This is a genomic window from Paenibacillus sp. FSL R7-0163, from assembly GCF_037969975.1.
Classification (GTDB): domain Bacteria; phylum Bacillota; class Bacilli; order Paenibacillales; family Paenibacillaceae; genus Paenibacillus_AQ; species Paenibacillus_AQ odorifer.
Genome location: NZ_CP150224.1, coordinates 4,900,102 through 4,918,353, shown reverse-complemented (window position 1 = coordinate 4,918,353; position 18,252 = coordinate 4,900,102). Strand labels below are relative to the sequence as shown.

At 45.2% G+C, this 18,252-nt stretch carries 14 protein-coding genes and 2 tRNA genes; 11 read left to right on the top strand and 5 right to left on the bottom strand.

The window, feature by feature from the left end; translation table 11 throughout:
- Nucleotides 1-102: 102 nt before the first annotated feature.
- The 6 genes from NST45_RS21685 (at nt 103) to NST45_RS21660 (ending at nt 6,284) form a co-directional block, all read left to right on the top strand.
- Nucleotides 103-1,863 (top strand): sensor histidine kinase, encoded by a 1,761-nt coding sequence (locus NST45_RS21685; protein WP_339823778.1) that lies wholly within the window; start codon nt 103-105, stop codon nt 1,861-1,863.
- Entirely contained in the window at nt 1,860-2,648 is a 789-nt protein-coding gene (locus NST45_RS21680) for a response regulator (protein ID WP_038569070.1), read from the top strand. The genes NST45_RS21685 and NST45_RS21680 overlap by 4 nt, the downstream gene beginning before the upstream one ends.
- A gap of 111 nt (nt 2,649-2,759) precedes the next feature.
- Nucleotides 2,760-4,082, top strand: coding sequence for an extracellular solute-binding protein (locus NST45_RS21675; RefSeq protein ID WP_038569072.1), 1,323 nt, complete (start codon nt 2,760-2,762; stop codon nt 4,080-4,082).
- A gap of 101 nt (nt 4,083-4,183) precedes the next feature.
- Entirely contained in the window at nt 4,184-5,065 is an 882-nt protein-coding gene (locus NST45_RS21670; RefSeq protein ID WP_036686803.1) for a sugar ABC transporter permease, read from the top strand.
- A 13-nt stretch (nt 5,066-5,078) separates the two neighbouring features.
- Complete coding sequence (locus NST45_RS21665; RefSeq protein WP_076219626.1) at nt 5,079-5,969, top strand: carbohydrate ABC transporter permease; 891 nt, start codon at nt 5,079-5,081, stop codon at nt 5,967-5,969.
- A gap of 120 nt (nt 5,970-6,089) precedes the next feature.
- Nucleotides 6,090-6,284, top strand: a complete 195-nt coding sequence (locus tag NST45_RS21660) for a hypothetical protein (RefSeq protein WP_036686806.1) — start codon at nt 6,090-6,092, stop codon at nt 6,282-6,284.
- A gap of 26 nt (nt 6,285-6,310) precedes the next feature.
- Here the strand turns inward: NST45_RS21660 and NST45_RS21655 are convergent, their stop codons facing one another.
- The 3 genes from NST45_RS21655 to NST45_RS21645 all read right to left on the bottom strand — a co-directional run bounded on the left by NST45_RS21655 (nt 6,311) and on the right by NST45_RS21645 (nt 7,451).
- Nucleotides 6,311-6,796 (bottom strand): hypothetical protein, encoded by a 486-nt coding sequence (locus tag NST45_RS21655; RefSeq protein WP_076280204.1) that lies wholly within the window; start codon nt 6,794-6,796, stop codon nt 6,311-6,313.
- 96 nt (nt 6,797-6,892) lie between these two features.
- Entirely contained in the window at nt 6,893-7,024 is a 132-nt protein-coding gene (cmpA, locus tag NST45_RS21650) for a cortex morphogenetic protein CmpA (RefSeq protein ID WP_094903512.1), read from the bottom strand.
- 64 nt (nt 7,025-7,088) lie between these two features.
- A complete protein-coding gene (locus tag NST45_RS21645; RefSeq protein WP_036686808.1) occupies nt 7,089-7,451 on the bottom strand; it encodes a hypothetical protein in 363 nt (120 codons plus the stop codon).
- Nucleotides 7,452-7,571: 120 nt separating this feature from the next.
- Here NST45_RS21645 and NST45_RS21640 point away from each other — a divergent pair, with 120 nt between their 5' ends.
- Nucleotides 7,572-8,033: a SprT family protein gene (locus NST45_RS21640; RefSeq protein ID WP_081383508.1), complete on the top strand. Its 462-nt coding sequence runs from the start codon at nt 7,572-7,574 to the stop codon at nt 8,031-8,033.
- Here NST45_RS21640 and NST45_RS21635 read toward each other — a convergent pair.
- Nucleotides 8,023-8,661, bottom strand: a complete 639-nt coding sequence (locus NST45_RS21635; RefSeq protein WP_036686811.1) for a pentapeptide repeat-containing protein — start codon at nt 8,659-8,661, stop codon at nt 8,023-8,025. The two genes, NST45_RS21640 and NST45_RS21635, sit on opposite strands and share 11 nt — an antisense overlap.
- Nucleotides 8,662-8,865: 204 nt before the next feature.
- Between NST45_RS21635 and NST45_RS21630 the strand changes: the two genes are divergently transcribed.
- Nucleotides 8,866-15,729 carry an S-layer homology domain-containing protein gene (locus tag NST45_RS21630; protein WP_339823773.1) on the top strand — a complete coding sequence of 2,288 codons (6,864 nt, stop codon included), beginning with the start codon at nt 8,866-8,868 and terminating at the stop codon, nt 15,727-15,729.
- Between the two features lie 417 nt (nt 15,730-16,146).
- Here the strand turns inward: NST45_RS21630 and NST45_RS21625 are convergent, their stop codons facing one another.
- Nucleotides 16,147-16,575: an Lrp/AsnC family transcriptional regulator gene (locus NST45_RS21625; protein ID WP_339811753.1), complete on the bottom strand. Its 429-nt coding sequence runs from the start codon at nt 16,573-16,575 to the stop codon at nt 16,147-16,149.
- A gap of 129 nt (nt 16,576-16,704) precedes the next feature.
- Here NST45_RS21625 and NST45_RS21620 point away from each other — a divergent pair, with 129 nt between their 5' ends.
- The 3 genes from NST45_RS21620 (at nt 16,705) to NST45_RS21610 (ending at nt 17,772) form a co-directional block, all read left to right on the top strand.
- Nucleotides 16,705-17,457 (top strand): MBL fold metallo-hydrolase, encoded by a 753-nt coding sequence (locus NST45_RS21620; protein WP_339811752.1) that lies wholly within the window; start codon nt 16,705-16,707, stop codon nt 17,455-17,457.
- Between the two features lie 143 nt (nt 17,458-17,600).
- Nucleotides 17,601-17,676, top strand: a tRNA-Asn gene (locus NST45_RS21615).
- Nucleotides 17,677-17,683: 7 nt separating this feature from the next.
- Nucleotides 17,684-17,772: transfer RNA gene (locus NST45_RS21610), tRNA-Ser, on the top strand.
- The last annotated feature ends 480 nt before the right edge of the window (nt 17,773-18,252 follow it).

Here is an 18,252-nt window from a genome sequence, read left to right as displayed (position 1 = left end):
CTGAATTAACAAATAACTAGAGCTGTAGATGATTCCTGAAGATTCAAGGGTCATCTTTTTTGATGAGGAATCAAGTCTATCTGGCGGAGGGGAGTGTAAAGATTGACGAGGTTTGGACAGTTAAACACATTGCGTAATCAAATTTTCCTGGGTTTTATGTTTGTCATGGTGATCGTACTCGCCACGGTTGGTTTTTTTATGTACGGTCAAGTTTCGGTTCTATTACGCAATAGTGCGGAGAAGCATATTGAACAGACTGCAGTTCAGGCAACGGGCAAATTGGATGTACTGATCCGGCAGATTAACACGTTGACGGCGCAAGTGGCAACCAACGCCTCCATTCAGCGATTACTCGCTCAAGAGGCCGAAGGAAAGCCGATCAGCTTCGCCGAACGTCAAACCATCCAGCAGGAAGTACGTAAATATGAGGCGTATGCGACAGGGATTCGTTCCATTGAGCTGTATGCAGGTGATTATCAGAAATTACTTTCTGTTGATGACGCCAGCCTGAACAATCGAGTATCAGAAGAATGGATCAGCCGGGTGGACGAGGGCAAAGGACGTCTCGTATGGTTTGGACTTGACCCGCGGAATTCGGATATCGTCATCGCGATTCGTAATATTAGACTGATTGATCATTCATTCACGAAAGCTGGCTATATTATGGTTCAAATTGAGAAAAGTTACTTCCAGCTTACGGATGAGGTGGACAGCTCACAGGCGGAAACGCGTGAATTAATGAGATTATTTGATGAAGCGGGACGGCAAATTTCTTCCGATTTTTCCGTAAATGTCAATGCGAATAAGATACTGGATCATGGAGGAGAAAAGGCTGAGGTTGGCGGTGAAGACTACATTGTGATTCAGAAGCAGTCCAAGGCAACAGGTTGGAGGCTAGTAATCCTCACTCCAGTTGACTATACGACAGAGGGGATATCTGTCCTTCGTACAGCGATCATCGTATCCGGTGTTGTTGGCAGTTTATTGTTTCTCATTTTTACTTTTATTTTATCCACGATGATTACACGTCCTATACTGAATTTGATAAAAGTGATGCGCGGTTCACGATTTGGAACCTTGAAACCGATTTCAGTCACTTCTACAACTATGGAGATCAATGAGCTCAATAATACTTACAACCAGATGGTTCACTCTCTGAATGAACTAATTGAAGTCGTCTATCAGAAGGAGATCGTCCAGAGTCGCACAGAATTAAAGGCACTTCAGGCTCAAATCAATCCGCATTTCTTATTTAACACATTAGAAGCATTCTATTGGGCCCTCGATGAAAAGGGTGAGGAGGAATTAGCTCAAATTGTGGTTGATATGTCGGGGCTTTTTCGTTATGTCATCAATCGAACTGATGATGATGAATGGGTGACTATCGGCGATGAGCTCGACCATGCCGAAAGATATTTGAAGATTATGGAGATGCGTATGCTCGATAGGTTATCCTGGCGGATTGAGTCAGATGAAGCTTGCCGAAGTGTCCCGCTACCGAAGCTGTTAATCCAGCCTCTTGTCGAAAATGCGATTCTTCATGGCGTAGAGCAAAGGGTTGGACCGGGGACAGTTATGCTAATTGTAAGGCCCTCAAGTCGTCCGGGATATACATTGGTTACGGTAACTGACGATGGTCCAGGGATGGATGCAGCAAAGATATCGTCTATCTATCACACCATGGAGAAGGGGAGCATGAGGTCTTCCAAAGGGACCGGGATTGGTATTGCTAATATAGAGCGGAGACTGAAACTCAGTTACGTAGACAATACGGACGGACTTGGAATACGAAGTGAAGAAGGTTACGGAACTAGCATTTCTTTTACAATACCGAATGAACCTGGAGAGGGGAAAAACACGTGAAGACTATACTCATCGTAGATGATGAACCGAGAACAAGAGAAGGGGTTCGTAAAACATTAGAAGCCTGGTCATCCGGTCAATATCGCATCGAAACCGCAGCAAGCGGTGTTGAAGCACTGGCATGGCTGCAAAATAACGAAGTTAATCTACTTATTACCGATGTGCGCATGCCTGAGATTGGAGGGCTAGAATTAGTTGAAAAGCTGAACGAAATGCCTCATCCTCCAGTGGTTATTGTGATCTCCGGCCATCCTGAATTTGACTATGCACAGAAAGCCTTGCAGTTTGGTGTAGTTGAATATTTACTGAAGCCACTCGACAAAACGAAGCTGGTCCGAGCAGTGGAATTAGCATTGAAACGCAAGGATGATATTTATCGAATCGAACGAATGGAGAAGCTGATCGATCCCAAGCTTATGGAAACGGTACAGCAGGAGAAAGTGTATAGCACTCAAGTGCGTGAGGCACTCCAATACTTAGACGAACATCTTCACGAATCGATATCCATGCGTGATATAGCGGATCAATTACACATGAATGCCAGCTATTTCAGCGTCCTTTTCAAAGAGCAGACGGGACTGACTTACAGTGAATATGTAACGAGAAGGAGAGTACAACGAGCCAAAGAACTACTGGTGAGCACCCGGCTGTCCATTGCTGAAATCGCGGAACAAGTAGGCTATCAGACGGCCAAATATTTTGTGAAGGTATTTCGTGCACTCGAAAATGTTAGTCCAGGGCAATACCGGCAGAACGTCATGACCACGGAGGAAAGAATCCAATAATAGTGGTATTAGTCCCAATCCTTATGACCTTACGACATCATGGGATCCAAGCTACAATTTAGTTAAGCGGTTACAAGGCCGCTAGACAACAATAGAAAAGGGGTTGTAAGCGTGCGCAATAAAAAATGGACAATATTGTTCTTAACGATGTGCCTCGTTCTTGTCACAGCTGGTTGTGGTCAAAAAGATAACAATGCAGGTGAATCTAAAGGTAGTGCAAATGGGGGAAGCGACAAAGTCACCGTTAACTTCATGCATTTATGGCCAGAAGGTGTTTCTGCCGGACAAAATAAAATTGTTAATCAAATCATTAAAGAATATCAAACAGAGCATCCCAATGTTGTAATCAAGCAAGAGGTTCTGGACAACGAGCAATACAAAAATAAGCTGAAGGTATTGTCTGCTTCTAACGAATTGCCAGACGTTGGGGTAACTTGGGCCGCTGGCTTTTTGCAGCCTTACGTTGAAGGAAATCTGTTCGCACCTGTAGATGACTTGTTGAATGGTGAATTGAAAGACAAGTTCGTCGCAGGAACTACAGAAGCTTATGCTATTAACGATAAAACGTATGCGCTTCCACTTGAGTTTAACATCGCACCTATCTACTACAATAAAGCTATTTTTGAAAAGTATAATCTTGAGGTTCCACAAACCTACGATCAGTTTAAGCAAGTTGTAAAAACACTATCTGATGGGGGCATTGCACCGATTGCTCTCGGCAATAAGGATCGCTGGACAGGATCGCTTTGGTATATGTATCTGGCTGATCGGATCGCAGGCCAACAGGCACTTGCAGGTGCGATCAGTGGATCAGGCTCATTTATGGATGAAGGATTAGTAAAGGCGGCATCAGAGGTCCAATCACTTGTAGACAGCAATGCATTTGTTAAGGGATTCAACGGTTTATCAAATGAAGAGGCAAAATCAGAGTTCGTAAATGGCAAGGCGGCAATGTACATGATGGGATCATGGGATCTGCCAAACTTCACAACGAATGAAGAAATTCCACTGGAATTCCGTAATAGTGTTGGTTTCTTCAAATTCCCGACAGTTGAAGGCGGGAAGGGAGACATTAACAGCTGGGTAGGTGGACCAGGTGTAGGATTATTTGTCGCTGAGAACTCTGAGGTAAAAGAAGAAGCAAAATTATTCGTCGAGTATTTCGTATCCAAATGGGGAGAGCAATCCGTAACTGGAGCAGGCGTTATTCCAGCTACGAAGGTGGACACCGCCACACTGGATCTACCACAGCTCTACATCGATTTGTTTAACGAAATGAACAAAGCTAGCAGCATCACTTTATTCGCAGATGTTCAAATGCGTGCCAATGCAGCAGAAACGCATCTGAATATGATCCAGGCTCTTTTTGGCAAAGCGGTGACGCCAGAGAAGTATTCCGAGGAGCATGACGCGGCCATCTCCAAAGGCAACTAAAGCTTCGACAACTAGGCGAAGGGGACAATTAGCTTATCCGGCAGCGTGATGCCGGATAAGCCTTTCCTCAAACGGTTTATGAAGGAAAGGAGTCGGACACTTTGGATAAAGTGATGTCTAACAAAAAAATAATCGCGTTATATGTATTTCCCGCCTTGCTTCTCATTCTGGCTATTGTATATATTCCGATTGTTCTAACGGGTTATTATGGACTGAATAAATGGAATGGCATAGGTGCTCTGACTTTTATCGGATTTGATAACTATAAAGCTTTGCTAACAGACCAAACCTTCTGGAATAGTGCTTGGCATTCTCTGCAGTTAGCGTTGTTTTCTACCCTAAGTCTCATTATTTATTTGGCAATTGCTATGGTATTAGCCGCCCGGATCAAGGGAGCTAACTTGTTTCGCAAAATATATCTGATTCCGATGCTGCTATCGTCCGTTGCGATTGCGCAGCTTTGGCTAAGAATTTATCATCCGACGAACGGAATTGTGAACAGCTTATTAGTATCCATTGGTTTTGCTAATCCTCCTGCATGGCTTGCAGAGCCTACATTAGTTTTGTTTGCTTTATTTATTCCCATTCTGTGGCAATATGCTGGTTTCTATATTCTGATCTATTACGCAGCACTCAAGAATATCCCGACCTCTCTGGAAGAGGCAGCAAAGATTGACGGAGCCTCTGCCTTACAAATCGCTTGGAAAATTAAGCTTCCACTCGCAATGGAAGTCATTAAAGTTACGATTGTTCTGGCCGTTGTAGGTTCTCTGAAGTATTTTGACTTAATCTTTGTTATGACGGATGGAGGTCCTAATGGCTCTAGTGAAGTGATGGCGTCTTATATGTATCATCAGGCTTTTCGGGCTTATGATTTTGGCTACGGGAGCGCAATTGGTTTCTTCCTGCTCGTCATCTGTCTCGTCATTACTTGGGTCATTCGCAAATTAACTGCTACGAAAGATTCGATCCAATACTCATAAGGAGGGGCGCTTCATGATGTCTGGAACTGCAGGAAGGCTAGAAATCGGGCCAAAGACAGGCGGCGCTGGCACGGAGATCACACGTAAATTAGGCTACTCATTGCTATATATCGTGTTGATTGCCGTTGCTGCTCTGCAATTGTTTCCGCTTGTATGGCTGCTGTTTTTCTCATTAAAAAATAATCAGGAAGTGTTCAACCTTCCTGCTCTATCGTTGCCGATGAATCCTCATTGGGAGAATTACGCGAAGGTCTGGAATGTAGGGAACATCAACGTGTATTTCTTCAATAGCGTATGGATTACCATCGTGGCTACGGTGTTAACGGTTATCTTCGGGAGCTTGGTTACGTATGCAGTTACCAGGATGAAATGGAAGGGAAGCTCGTTCGTACTGGGATTGTTTATGGTAGCGATGATGATTCCTGTTCACTCCACGCTTATTCCGTTATTTAGTATATTCAATAAGATTGGCTTAACGGATCACCCTTTGTCACTTATTTTGTCTTATGTCGCTTTTAACATGCCGATAACGATTATGATTTTGCTGGGTTTCTATTACGCACTGCCACGCGAAGTGGAAGAGGCTGCAGTAATTGATGGTTGTTCCGTGAACAGAATGTTTTTTAGAATTATACTTCCTATGACAAGCTCGGTGATCGCGACTACAGCCATTATTAATATGATCTATAACTGGAACGAATTTATTTTTGTAAACACATTTATTAGTTCTGATTCTTACAAGACGCTGACCGTGGGGGTGCAAAACTTCATTGGTCAATATACGACGGATTGGGGTGCGATCGGGGCAACGCTTATGATCAGTATTTTGCCTATTCTGATTACATTCCTGTTCCTCAGTAACCGTATCGTTGAGGGAATTGCGGCGGGTTCGGTTAAAGGGTAAGTAGAAAGAAGACCTGAATTTCTCAGCTCGAAAAGCTGAAGAGAATTCCGGTCTTTTTTTAATCCAATCTAGAATTTTGATTCAATCTTGAAAGCCTCGGGTTAATGGAGGCTATCAAAGATGAACATTCGAAAGGAGAGATTGCTGATGGAACCGGGCTATAAGGATAGAAGTGTTGAAGTGGAGCATAGGGAGGTACAACGGAAATCGGATTCCAGCGTTGTCGCATCTACCTTTATTAAATATGCTGCTTACATTATTATATTTTTTGGTTTTCTGTTCTTTTTGGTTAAATATGTATTTCCTAAGTTTTAATAAGGATTGATTCTTAAGGCGGAGTCTTATTGTTTCTCTGCGATGATCTTTTTTATTACTGCTATAGTTTCTGGTGCAGCATTCTCCAGCATAAACTCAATTGCAGCGAACTGCCGCATAACGTACCTGTGCTCAAGCTTTTCTAAAGGGTTGAAAAAGCCTTCCGGATAATCGATAATCTCCAGATCCCGCTCCGTGACCTGTCCTATGTATTCAAAGGCGTATTCGAATGTACCTTCCGAAATATATAAATCGACGATTTCTTCAATTCGCTTGCGATCAATATGATCCACGACAGTTAGATAATTAGGTGCACTCCAGTAGGCCCCATTTAGACAAGCACCACTTTGGATGTAGTCTTGTCGGATCGCTTCGATGTTCTTGAAGGTGTAGAAATCCGATGCCCAGCGGGAGCGGTCAGGGAATGTGACTATGACATAGAGATTATAATTGTCCTCTTCCTCAGTCCCACTTTCCGGAGACAGCTGTATATGTCTTGTTCTACTGATCATAATTATAAGTCCCCTTTCTTAACAAAAACGGCTACCGTCTTTTTAAAAGACGGTAGCCGCTGCTTTAAATATGACCTGGATCTTAATCATCCGAGGCTATAACTTCATCTCATTACTCGATTCCGCAGAATTACGATAAAAGAACCAGCACTCATTCAGCAGCTTGATCTGACGGCGGTCTTTTTTGTAATAAGCTTTCATTAGCTGATGGCAGAGCCACTGTGGCAAGCGAATCCCTCCTCTAACAACTTACGTAAGTTAGAATATGGAGAAATAAGCCTAAAGGTGCGGATTACAGTAGGCTTTCTGCTTCCTCTTCGTACCACTGCTCCAATTGAGCCTGTAGTGCTCGTATCTCAGTAAGCAGGGAGATCAGTGGGTAGTTCTTCTGCTCTTGAACAGAGGCGAAGGCTTGTTCCAATCTATTGATATAATCCAGACCGGACTCCAGGGAGTAATCCTCACGTAACAGATCCAGCGAATCGCACTCGGCGATGGCTAAGGGCAGATCCGGAACATTATCGGCTGTCAGCTTGTCGATTTCTTTGTTCAGGCGTAAATTGAGCGCACTTAGTTGGTACGCATATTCCTCAGGCATTTCCACGAATTGTAATTCTTGATTTTGCTGCAAAATTACATACCGCATTTTCGGCATTGTTCATTCTCCCTCCGTACTTGTCTTCCTTCTTGACAGTTTAGCCTATGCACAAGTTACAATTCAAGTAGAGATCTTATTTCCCGTGGAAAGGACTTGTGATAGAACGCTATGGAAACTATGAGCAACGAAGAGCTGCAGCTGTGGATTGAGCAGGTATCACGGGACAGCTTTGGCGTGCCGTTTAGGCATAAGGCCAGCTTTAACAGCCGGTTGTCCTCAACGGGTGGCCGATATTTTACCAAAAGCCATAATATAGAGATTAATCCCCATCAGCTTGCCATGTTTGGCAGAGAAGAGACGGAGCGGATTATCAAGCATGAGCTCTGCCATTATCATTTGCATTTGGCTAAGCGAGGGTATATGCATCGTGACGCTGATTTCAAAAGCCTGCTGGCGCAAGTCGGCGGAAGCCGCTACTGTCAGACACTACCGGGTGCAAAAGCTCGGAAGCCGCTGCCCTATCGATATAAGCTTGTATGCAGTGCCTGTGCCATGGAGTATCCGCGTAAGCGAAAAGTAGACCCTAAGCGTTATCGCTGCGGTAAATGTTCGGGCAAGTTGAAGTTATTTATTTTATAACCAAACCTAATAATCCGACAAAAGAAACAGCTTGCTGAGGCGAAATGATGCATCCTTCTAAATCTTTGATATCCACGATCAAGCCACTGAACTCGCAGTCACTAAGGTCGATCCCATTAAGCTTTGATCCTGACAATGTGGCTTGATCCATATTACACTCGCTGAAGCTGATTTTTTGGAAATTTGACTGATAGTAGTCGGAACTCATTAATGAACTGCTCTCAAAAGCAACCTGCTTCAGATTAGCGAATCGAAACGTAGCAAAATCCCCGATACAATCTACTACACGAACATTTTGGAATCTGCCTCTTGTAAAGTCTGTGCCAATAAGCTTGCAGTTTCTAAATTCAGTTCGATGAATAATGCCATTCGTAAAATCCACATTAGATAGATCACAGCGATCAAAAATCACGTCCATAAGCTCGATCCCAGTTAGGGAGCACTCCGTAATCGTTACATTTTTAAAAATCACGCGATCAAAGCTGACCTTATTAGCCTCTTGATTATCAATAACCGTATCGCTGATGCTGCAACAGCTGAATTCGTCCTTGGTTTGCAGCGAATATATTTGCTCAGGAAGAAGAGAGTCTGGATCTGCTATTTTTGGCGAATCAATTTTGAAATTCATATGTACCTCCGTTTGTTTACTCTTTGCGGGTAGCTAAAACTAACTATCATCGCGTTAAACCGATTTGTCAATCATCATGAATGTTGCGGGGCATTGGATATCCGTACAAATACACCTTTTTCTGGATAAAATCGCACATCGTTTTGTAAGCGTTACCAAACTAATATGAAAAGGAAGTCCATATTAATTAGAGGGGGCACATGTATGAAACGAATCAGGTCCGCAATGGCGGGTCTGCTCGCGCTGCTGCTGATTTTTTCAAGCTTGCCTGTAATGGGAACCGGTAAAGGTTCCGTAGGAGCAGAAGGGGTTGGAGGAACAGGCGCTGAGCAAATTCCATCAGGTACGGTACTCATCAAGAATAAGTGGAAAAACAACTTTTTATATGAGACATCCGCAGGAATCGTGCGTTATGGCATGACCAATCCAGCCGATACTTCAGCGCATTGGACGGTTGAGACGGTGAATGGGCTGTCACGAATCAAGAATGTGAAGACAGGCCATTACATTACAATGGATGGTAACAACGGCAAAGAGGATTCACTTAAGGCGGCAGAACGCCAAGGTTCAGGAAGTGTTGCGGATCAGTGGCTGATCGATACTTCCAATCGCAATGGATACATGATCATCCGAAGTGCGACTGTGCCAGAGGGGAAGTTGGTTATCCACGAGGAGAATCAGCTTGGTTATGCGCAAGTAAGCTCGGATATCAATGTTACGTTTGAGAGTCCGCAGTGGGCTTTTATAGATCCAAATGCAGCACCTGTACGGCTAGAGAGCCGTCTCCGCCCCGGTCAGGTAATGTATGAAAGTGAAGGGAACGTTCTTTACGGTAAACAGCCTGTCAGCAATGAAGCAGCACAGTGGTATCTTGAATCAGGGACGGATGACGGAACAGTAATGATTCGCAACCGTGCGACAGGCCATTATATTAAGCAAAATGAAGTGACCTGGGCTGGGGTTTTTTCGCAGGAAGTCGATATGGATCACGTGAAGCTAAGTGAGTGGACCCAAGAGAATGCACCAGGCCCTGATGGAACGGGCTTCATTACCCTTCGTAACAGTGGTTTAACTGAAGAGGGGAGTCCATTATGGCTAAATCCGCAATTCAGCGATGACAATAATGTGCGATCTAACAGCTGGCCGGGTTCAGCCTCTAATCCAAGTGCACAGTGGAGAATCGTGCCTATTTCCGAATTACAGCCTGTACGACTGGCAACTTATACGGATGCACAAGTGGCTACAGATTTTTTATATGAATCCGTAAACGGCGAGCTTAAGCATGGAATTATTGCGCCAGATGCCGCCAACACCTCTGACTATCTATGGTATATAGAGGATTATGACGGCAATAAGCGTATCCGTAATGCGGCAACCGATCATTATGTTTCTTATAGTGAAGGTACCGCCAAGGCCTTGCAGATTAGCGGAAGTCAGCCGTCGGATCAATGGATTTTTAATGATTCCGATGATTATGATGATTACCAGACGCTTCAGAATCTCGAAAGCACAGGCATTTATTTGTCTACATTGGGTGGAGAACAGGCTGGTGCGATTGGGGATGCGACTTCTTTGAGCGCTCAGTGGCAGCTTTTAGATCCTAACACACCGACTGACGGCACAATGCCATATTACCGGATTCAGAATGGCTGGAAGTCATTTTATTGGTATGAGAGTGTTGATGGTCTTTTAAAATATGGAAATATGCAAAAGGACGGCTCCGATCAGTGGCTCGTGGAGAAATATAACGGCCGCAAGCTGTTCAAAAACAAGAAAACGGGCCATTACATGAACACGATGAACATGCCAAATGGCCACCTTCAGGTCACAGAGCTTCCAGACAGAAATCATGTGGAACGAGAATACATCTGGACAGGCAAAAATGTTGGGAACAACACCTACGTAATCAGTAGCGTTCTAGACAAGGAACCTAATAAAATCCCAGAGAAGTATATTTCACTTCAGAACCTCACTAAATATGCTGAGTACGGAGTGATCAATCCAGGTTGGGGCAGTCCGCAGTGGAGATTTGTACCGGTTACCGAGAAAAAACAAGACTTGTTCCGTTTTCAGCTAGATGCTGTAAATGGAGAGGATCAATATCTTAAGGACGGTCCTTTGCTGACTTCTCCAGCTGCACTAGAGGAATTGCCAGAATCCAAGACGGTTACTGAAGCTGTCTATGCTGACCAGGACTCTGCTCACTCTAACCAAAATCTTGCACCTCTAGCAGCTGCCAACGAGGATGTAACAGTAGGCCAGGCTACTTATGGTCCACTTGATTTGAATGACGATTCCTTTGTCTGGCAGTTGCAAGAAATAGCCGGCAGCAATGGATCGGTGAAGATAAAAAATAAAGGCACTGGACGTTATCTCTCCCTTGAGCATATAGGTGGGGCTGTAGATGAGATTGATCCTAATGTTAGCGTTCAAACTTTGCAAACAGTGTACGATGTATGGGCCAGCATTAAGTGGAAGGTTGATATGCAGGCGTCCGGTGTGACTACCATTATGAGCTCATGGGCTGGTCACTATATCTATGGTGCGTCGGATGATAACGGCAACCCAACTCTCCGAATCAGTAAAGCTGCAGATACAGCGGAAAAAAGCAGTGCGCATTTTACTGCTGAAGCGGTTGAAGCGATTGCTCCGCCACTGCCTGATTACCCTGTAAGATTCAAGAATGCAAGCAGTGGGGAGTATTTATACGAAAATGAGCATGGGGTTGTTCTGTACGGACAGCCGTCAGCAGACAATGGATTTTCGCACTGGAATGTAACTGTGCAGGAGGGTAAACAGACGATCACCAACCGGGCAACAGGTCATTTTTTAACGCTGAATGGTGATTATTCATATTTGGAGAGCAGTAGTACAGAACCTGCTGTAGACGGAGCCTCTGCCTGGGAAGTAAGCTTGGCTTCCGATTATACACATTACACCATTCGTAGTCTCTTTGGAGAATACGACGATGAATTAATAAACATTGCCAATAAGACAGGATATGCTGAACGTGCGCTTTTGCTAGAGAGTGAGGGTACGGCACTATGGACACTTGACGCGGCTCCACAGGAGTTTACTACTCCATCTGGAGAACTGCGCAATAACAATACAACAACTCCAGTTCAAAATGATACCAACATCATAACCATTGTACCGAAAGGCATGGCTGGTAAAGTATTGGCCGAAAAAGAGGGGGCTGTCCTATATGCAGATGCTTCCGATATGGCGGCTCAATCCCAATGGCTGGTTCAGGAGATAAACGGACGCAAACGGATTATGAATGTTCAGACACAACATTATCTTTCGCTCAATGAATCGGGCCAAGTGGTCTTGTTAGCTGCTGGAGATACAGAAAGATCCCAATGGAAGCTGGAAGAGAAGTTAGGTTATACTCTTCTGCTAAATGCGAATGGAACAGGTCTTCTTTCTCACAGCGCATCGGCTGTTCAGCTTGGTTCTGCTGCAAATGGAACTGATAGTGAGCTCTGGAGCTTCTTACCTATCCCTACTGATGTAATTTATGCAGGAGGAGAAGCATTCAAAGGGGATCGTGTTATACGGTTTGCAGTCAACGCCCAGCAGGCCGGGGAATATGACGCTGTTATTCGATACAAAAATACCGCTGCTGCTGCAACGGATCTGGCGCTAGAGGTGAATGGTTTAAACGAAGGGGGCAAGGTTAGTCTTGGCAAGTCTGCCTCTTGGAAGAATGCACAGGTAATACTGCAGCTTCGTGCAGGCATCAACACGGTTTCTCTAAGTAGTGACAACGTGGATTGGAGTAAAGTAACCCTTGATAGCCTGACCGTAAAAAACAGCGTTAACAAAACATACCGTGGAGCAACGGTTCCATATATCAGCTATGAAGCTGAGGATGCGGCAACAAACGGAACGCTGATTGGCTCGTCGCGGAAATATCTCAGCATGGCTTCCGAGGCTTCTGGACGACAAGCGGTGGCCTTGAAGAATACGGGAGATTATCTAGAGTTCAAGCTTGCGAAGTCGGCTAACTCCATTGTTCTTCGATATTCCATTCCTGATAGTCCAGATGGGGCTGGTGCGGAAGAAACCCTGACTCTATATGTGGATGGAGTTAAGAAGCAGCTTAAGCTGACATCCAAATATGCTTGGGAATATGGCAGCTACCCATGGTCAAATGATCCTCGCCAAGGCAGTGGACACCGCTTCTTTGACGAAATCCATGCTCTGATCGGCGATACTCCTGCCGGAGCAACTATTCGCTTAGAGAAGGGAACAGGAGATAAGGCAGCTTCTTACGTCATTGACCTGGTGGATATGGAGCAGGTTGCCCCTGAGTTGGCTCGCCCGGACGAATTTATTTCCGTAACGGATTTTGGAGCGGCAGCAAATGATGAGGGAGATGATACCGCAGCCTTCAAGGCAGCTCTTGCCGAAGCGAATGCGACAGGTAAAGGAGTGTGGTTCCCGGCGGGTACCTTTAATGTCGGTGAGGGTCTGCTGGATCTGGATACCGCTGAAATACGTGGTGCCGGCATGTGGTATACGGTTCTGAATGGAGCTAAGTTTTATGGTCACGGCGGTAAGGTTGGTGTTTACGATCTGATGATTGAAGGCGGCATTAACGAACGGGATGATGAAGCGATCACCAACGCTTTCCATGGTGCTTTTGGCCAAGGTTCGATTATACAGAACGTTTGGATAGAACATACCAAAGCAGGCTTGTGGTTAACTCAGCCGATGGGTGAAAAGGCGCGTACGAATGGTCTGTACATGGCAGGTCTGCGGATCCGCAATCTTATGGCAGACGGGATTAACTTTGCCGTAGGGACTGGCAACAGCATGATGGAACAAAGTGACATCCGCTATCCAGGGGATGATGGAATTGCAATGTGGTCGTTTACAGACGGCAAGTTGACGGATATGAATGGTACGGAACGTACACCGAGCTATAATAACACGGCACGTTTTAATACGGTATCCTTGCCTTGGTTAGCGGATAACATTGTAGTCTTTGGGGGGAAAGATAACAAAGTCCAGGACAACGTGGTAAAAGACACTGTGACTAATGGAGCCGGGATTGCAGTGTCCACCCGTTTCACCGCCGAGCCCTTCCAAGGAACAACGATTGTGGAGCGAAATACCTTGCTTAGAACTGGCAGTTATGATTCCGGTTACGGCGTGAATCTGGGTGCGTTATGGCTTTATGCTGGTGAGAGTGATCTGAAAGGAAGAGTACTCATTCGCAACAATACGGCACTGGACAGCACTTATTCGGGGTTGATTGCTCAAGGTGATCTAGAAGGAGATACTCTCACTTCCATTGATGGAGTAGTGCTGACGAATAATGTATTAGATGGCGCAGGTACAAGCGGTATAGAAGTTACGAAAAATCTGAAAGGGAGTCTGCTGGTCGACAACATGATTATTCGTGGCGAACGGATGAATCTTCTGACCAATGCCTCTCCTGACCTAAGCATTAAAGAACAAAATCAAGGAATAGCCACAGCCATTAAACCGTTCTCTATCAAACTAGCAGATGGACAGAGCGGTCCTGTGGTATTAGAGCAGGGTAAGTCAGCTACGCTTAAGGTGCTAGATAAAGAAGGCAGAGATATTACCGCACAAGCTACTCTAAATATTATGAGCAGTGAGATTGCTACATTTACCAACGACAGTCTTAATGGAATTAAAGCGGGAATCACAGATTTCACGGTAACTGTGGGCAACGATAAGAGGGTATATACAATTGAGGTGCTATCACCTGGTGGGACAGATCCTGTAGACCCGATCGATCCTGTGGATCCAACAAGTACTCCTAGTCCGACGAGTACTCCTAGTCCAACGAATACTCCAGAACCAACAAGTACTCCTGGTCCAACAGACCCTACAGGGTCAGTGAACCCTGTTCAAACCGGCACACCGACCGCTACACCAGCACCTACACCAGCAGCTAATCATGATGCGCAGCTAAAAGCTAAGGCGACTGCAGGGCAGGCTGTTATCGAGATTTCAGCTAATGGAGACGGCACAGCCCGGTTTAGTGCAGATGCTTTACGTAAGGCGGCGGCACTTAGCCCCAAAGCTGTGCTTGTTATTGAAAGTGGAGGTATGAGCTACCGCTTCCCGTTAGAGCTTGTGGAGAGTGTGCTCAAATCCGCACAAATGCCGGCAGGCACACTGGAGTTTAATTTAAATTCGCTAAGCGGAAAAGGATTAGAACAACTGCTTGCCAAGGCTAAGCAGCAAGGCTTTACTGTGCAAGGAACACCGGCTATTGTCACTCTAAAGGTAACGGATGGCAAAACCTCTGTAGCAGCAAGTGGGTTCGGCACCACTTATGTAGATCGTACATTTATGCTTAAGGAGGCGCTGGATGCGAAGACAGGTGTAGTCTTTATTTACGATGAACAGACGGGTTCCTTCCGTTATGTACCTGCATTGTTTGAGCTAGTTAATGGGATGACCAAGGTTACGGTTAAGAGCAGTATTGCGAGCGGTGTATTTTTCGCTGCGCTGCACCCTGTGACTTTTGGGGATATTGCTACACATTGGGCGAAAAATGAGATTGAGGGACTTGCTAGCCGACTGATCTTGACCGGACAATCCACAGATACCTTTGCACCTCAGAAATCTGTCAGTCGTGCCGAGTTCGCAGCTATGTTGATTCGATCGTTAGGTCTTGTAGCTGCGAACACGACGAAGACCTTCAATGATGTGTCCGATTTATCTTGGTATGCAGCGGATGCCAGAGCTGCTGCAGCCTTAGGACTGGTTCAAGGCTATGAGGATGGAACCTTCCGTCCGAACGCCCCTATTACACGGGAGCAAATGGCTGTTATGGCAGCCAGAGCAATGAAGCTGCTGAACCTAGAAGCTGAAGGATATGGAGCAAACGTTGCTGCAGATGTTTTCACAGACGCTTCAACTATTTCCTCATGGGCTAAAGAAGCAGTGTCTGACCTGGCTGCAAAAGGTATTATGAAAGGTCAATCATCAGGCAGCTTTGCACCTAGCAGTGATACTAGCCGTACAGAAGCCGCTGTAATTCTTGTCCGGCTGCTTAGAGCAGCTAAATTATTGAATTAGCTACCGTGGTAGAAGCTACAATATGGCATAAGTAAAAAGACAGCAGAGCAGCGATCTCCTCCGGTTATTGGAGAATCGCTGCTCTGCGTTTTTAACGTTGGCTGGCCTGCTATAAAAGCTTATGGGCAAGCAAAAGCTCATTGACTTTGAGTAACCCATTCACTTGCACCAACACCAACATCGCCGAGCTATCATTGGCTGAGGCTTACGGACCCCAATGACGCTATTGGCAAGTTTTTAGCCTTTTGGGCAGGGTTTCGGACTCAAGTGACGCTATTAGTTCGAAAGAGGCTCATATTTGGTGTTTTTCGTGCCAATAGAGGCAATGGGGTCCGATAGTATGCCAAATATGCGATTATGCTGAGTATAAGGTCAACTGGGTCCGATAGTAGCTTCATATCCGATTCCGATGCAGCCTTACTTCAGTTTTCCCATCGATAGATTGACTCTGTAATTTCCGAACTTCAGCAGTTCGTCGAGAAAGCTATTCAACTCCTCTTGGTTTCCGGTACGAACACGTATCCAGTAGCAGCCTTCTCCGCTGACCCTATGTATTTCTTTTACACTATCATGCTGCTTTGCGAATGTCTGAAAGGCTGGGTGAACCGTATTCGAACCCAAAAAAACAGTAATAAAGGCATGAATAGTCTCCCCAACCTTATCCGGATTCCAGCGGACCGTGTAGCCTTCAATCACTCCGGTGTCCTGCATTTTGCGAATACGTGCGCCCACAGCCTGACCGGTCATATGCACTTGCTGCCCAATATCTCTGTGACTGATCGTGGAATTTTCAATTAGAAGCTGCAGGATGCGAAAATCCACATCATCTATAAAATAGGAGCTCATTATTATCTAAAATCCTTTCTGCGTGAAAGTAGAAAGGACCAATCTCTTTCCAATCTCAATGTATTCTGTTTCAAGGTCCAACTATAATTAATTGTAGCAGAAGATATCTGAAAGAAAGAAGGGCTTCCGATGAAAATACAGCATATCCGCAACGCGACCCTATGGCTAGAGTATGGTGGCAGTACATTTTTAATTGATCCTATGTTGAGTGAACAGGGTGCTAATCCACCTATTTTTAATACTGAAAATGATCGCCGCAATCCGCTCGTTTCTTTGCCGGGAGCCGTAGAACAATGGCTGAGTCCTAATGCAATTCTTGTCACACATCTTCATCAGGATCATTGGGATGCTGCTGCCATTTCTTTGTTGCCGCATGATCTACCACTATTATGTCAGGAAGGAGATGGAGATAAATTAGCGAAGCAGGGGTTTGAGCATACCACGGAAATTAGCGATTCACTGACGTTTAATGGAATAACTATAACACGTACGGATGGACGGCATGGCACTGGAGTGACTGGTAAACTTATGGGTAAGGTATCCGGGTTTGTGTTTCAGGCGGAAGGCGAACCTGTTCTATATGTGGCTGGGGATACGATTTGGTGTGATAAGGTGAAAATGGCATTGGACGTTTTTAAACCTGAGGTGACAGTTGTGAATGCTGGTGGTGCGCAGTTTTTAAGCGGATGCCATATTACAATGAATGAGCACGATGTCGTAGACCTATGTGAATATGCTCCTTCTACTAAAGTGATTGCTGTGCACATGGACGCCATTAACCATTGTTTGGTTACCCGAGATAAGCTAAAAGCTCATTTAGAGAAGGAATCGTTGGGGGATCGGGTACAGCTTCCGCAGGATGGAGAATGGTGTAATCTATAGTCGGAGAGGGATGGAAATCTCTTTAAAAAATCTAGCAAGCGGCCGAATCATAGCATAAATTTGAAAACGATCACAAAAATTATTTTGCCCGCTTGACTAGACCTTGAAATCATGATAAATTAATTCATGTTCACTTGTAATGTTCCCTGATAGCTCAGTTGGTAGAGCACTCGACTGTTAATCGAGTTGTCACAGGTTCGAGTCCTGTTCGGGGAGCCATTTTCATGGAGAGATACCCAAGTGGCTATAAGGGGACCCTCTGCTAAGGGGTTAGACTGCGTAAGCGGTGCGTGGGTTCGAATCCCACTCTCTCCGTTCTGAATTACATAAGAAGAGCTTCCATTCTGGGAGCTCTTTTTTGTGTGCGCCCAGCATGGGCGCTATCTATAGGGTTGAAGTCCCGAATGGCGAAGGCAGTAGTAGCCATTAGCTTAAGGCAAGGGTGTCCACCGCGAGGTGGAATCTGAAGGAAGCCAGCGGCAAATCTCCGGTCTGAGGAATACGAACTTCATACAAGGCTAACGTAGGCTGGATGAGGTTGCACAACAAACCAAAGTCCATACTGCCAAAGGCGTACGAGAGTAAATGAAGCAGATAGATGGAGAGGAAGATAGCGTTCTTACCTGGGGAGATCTGTGTGATAGGCGAGTATACTTCGTAACCCTACTTGTGAGAGTAGGCTGAGTGCACAGAAGTCAGCAGACGCCATAGTACGCAAGCTGTTGCAACAGCTGCGGAAGGGCTGAACATGGAATAGGATTTATACATCCAGGCGTTCAAGATGAGCGATGAATG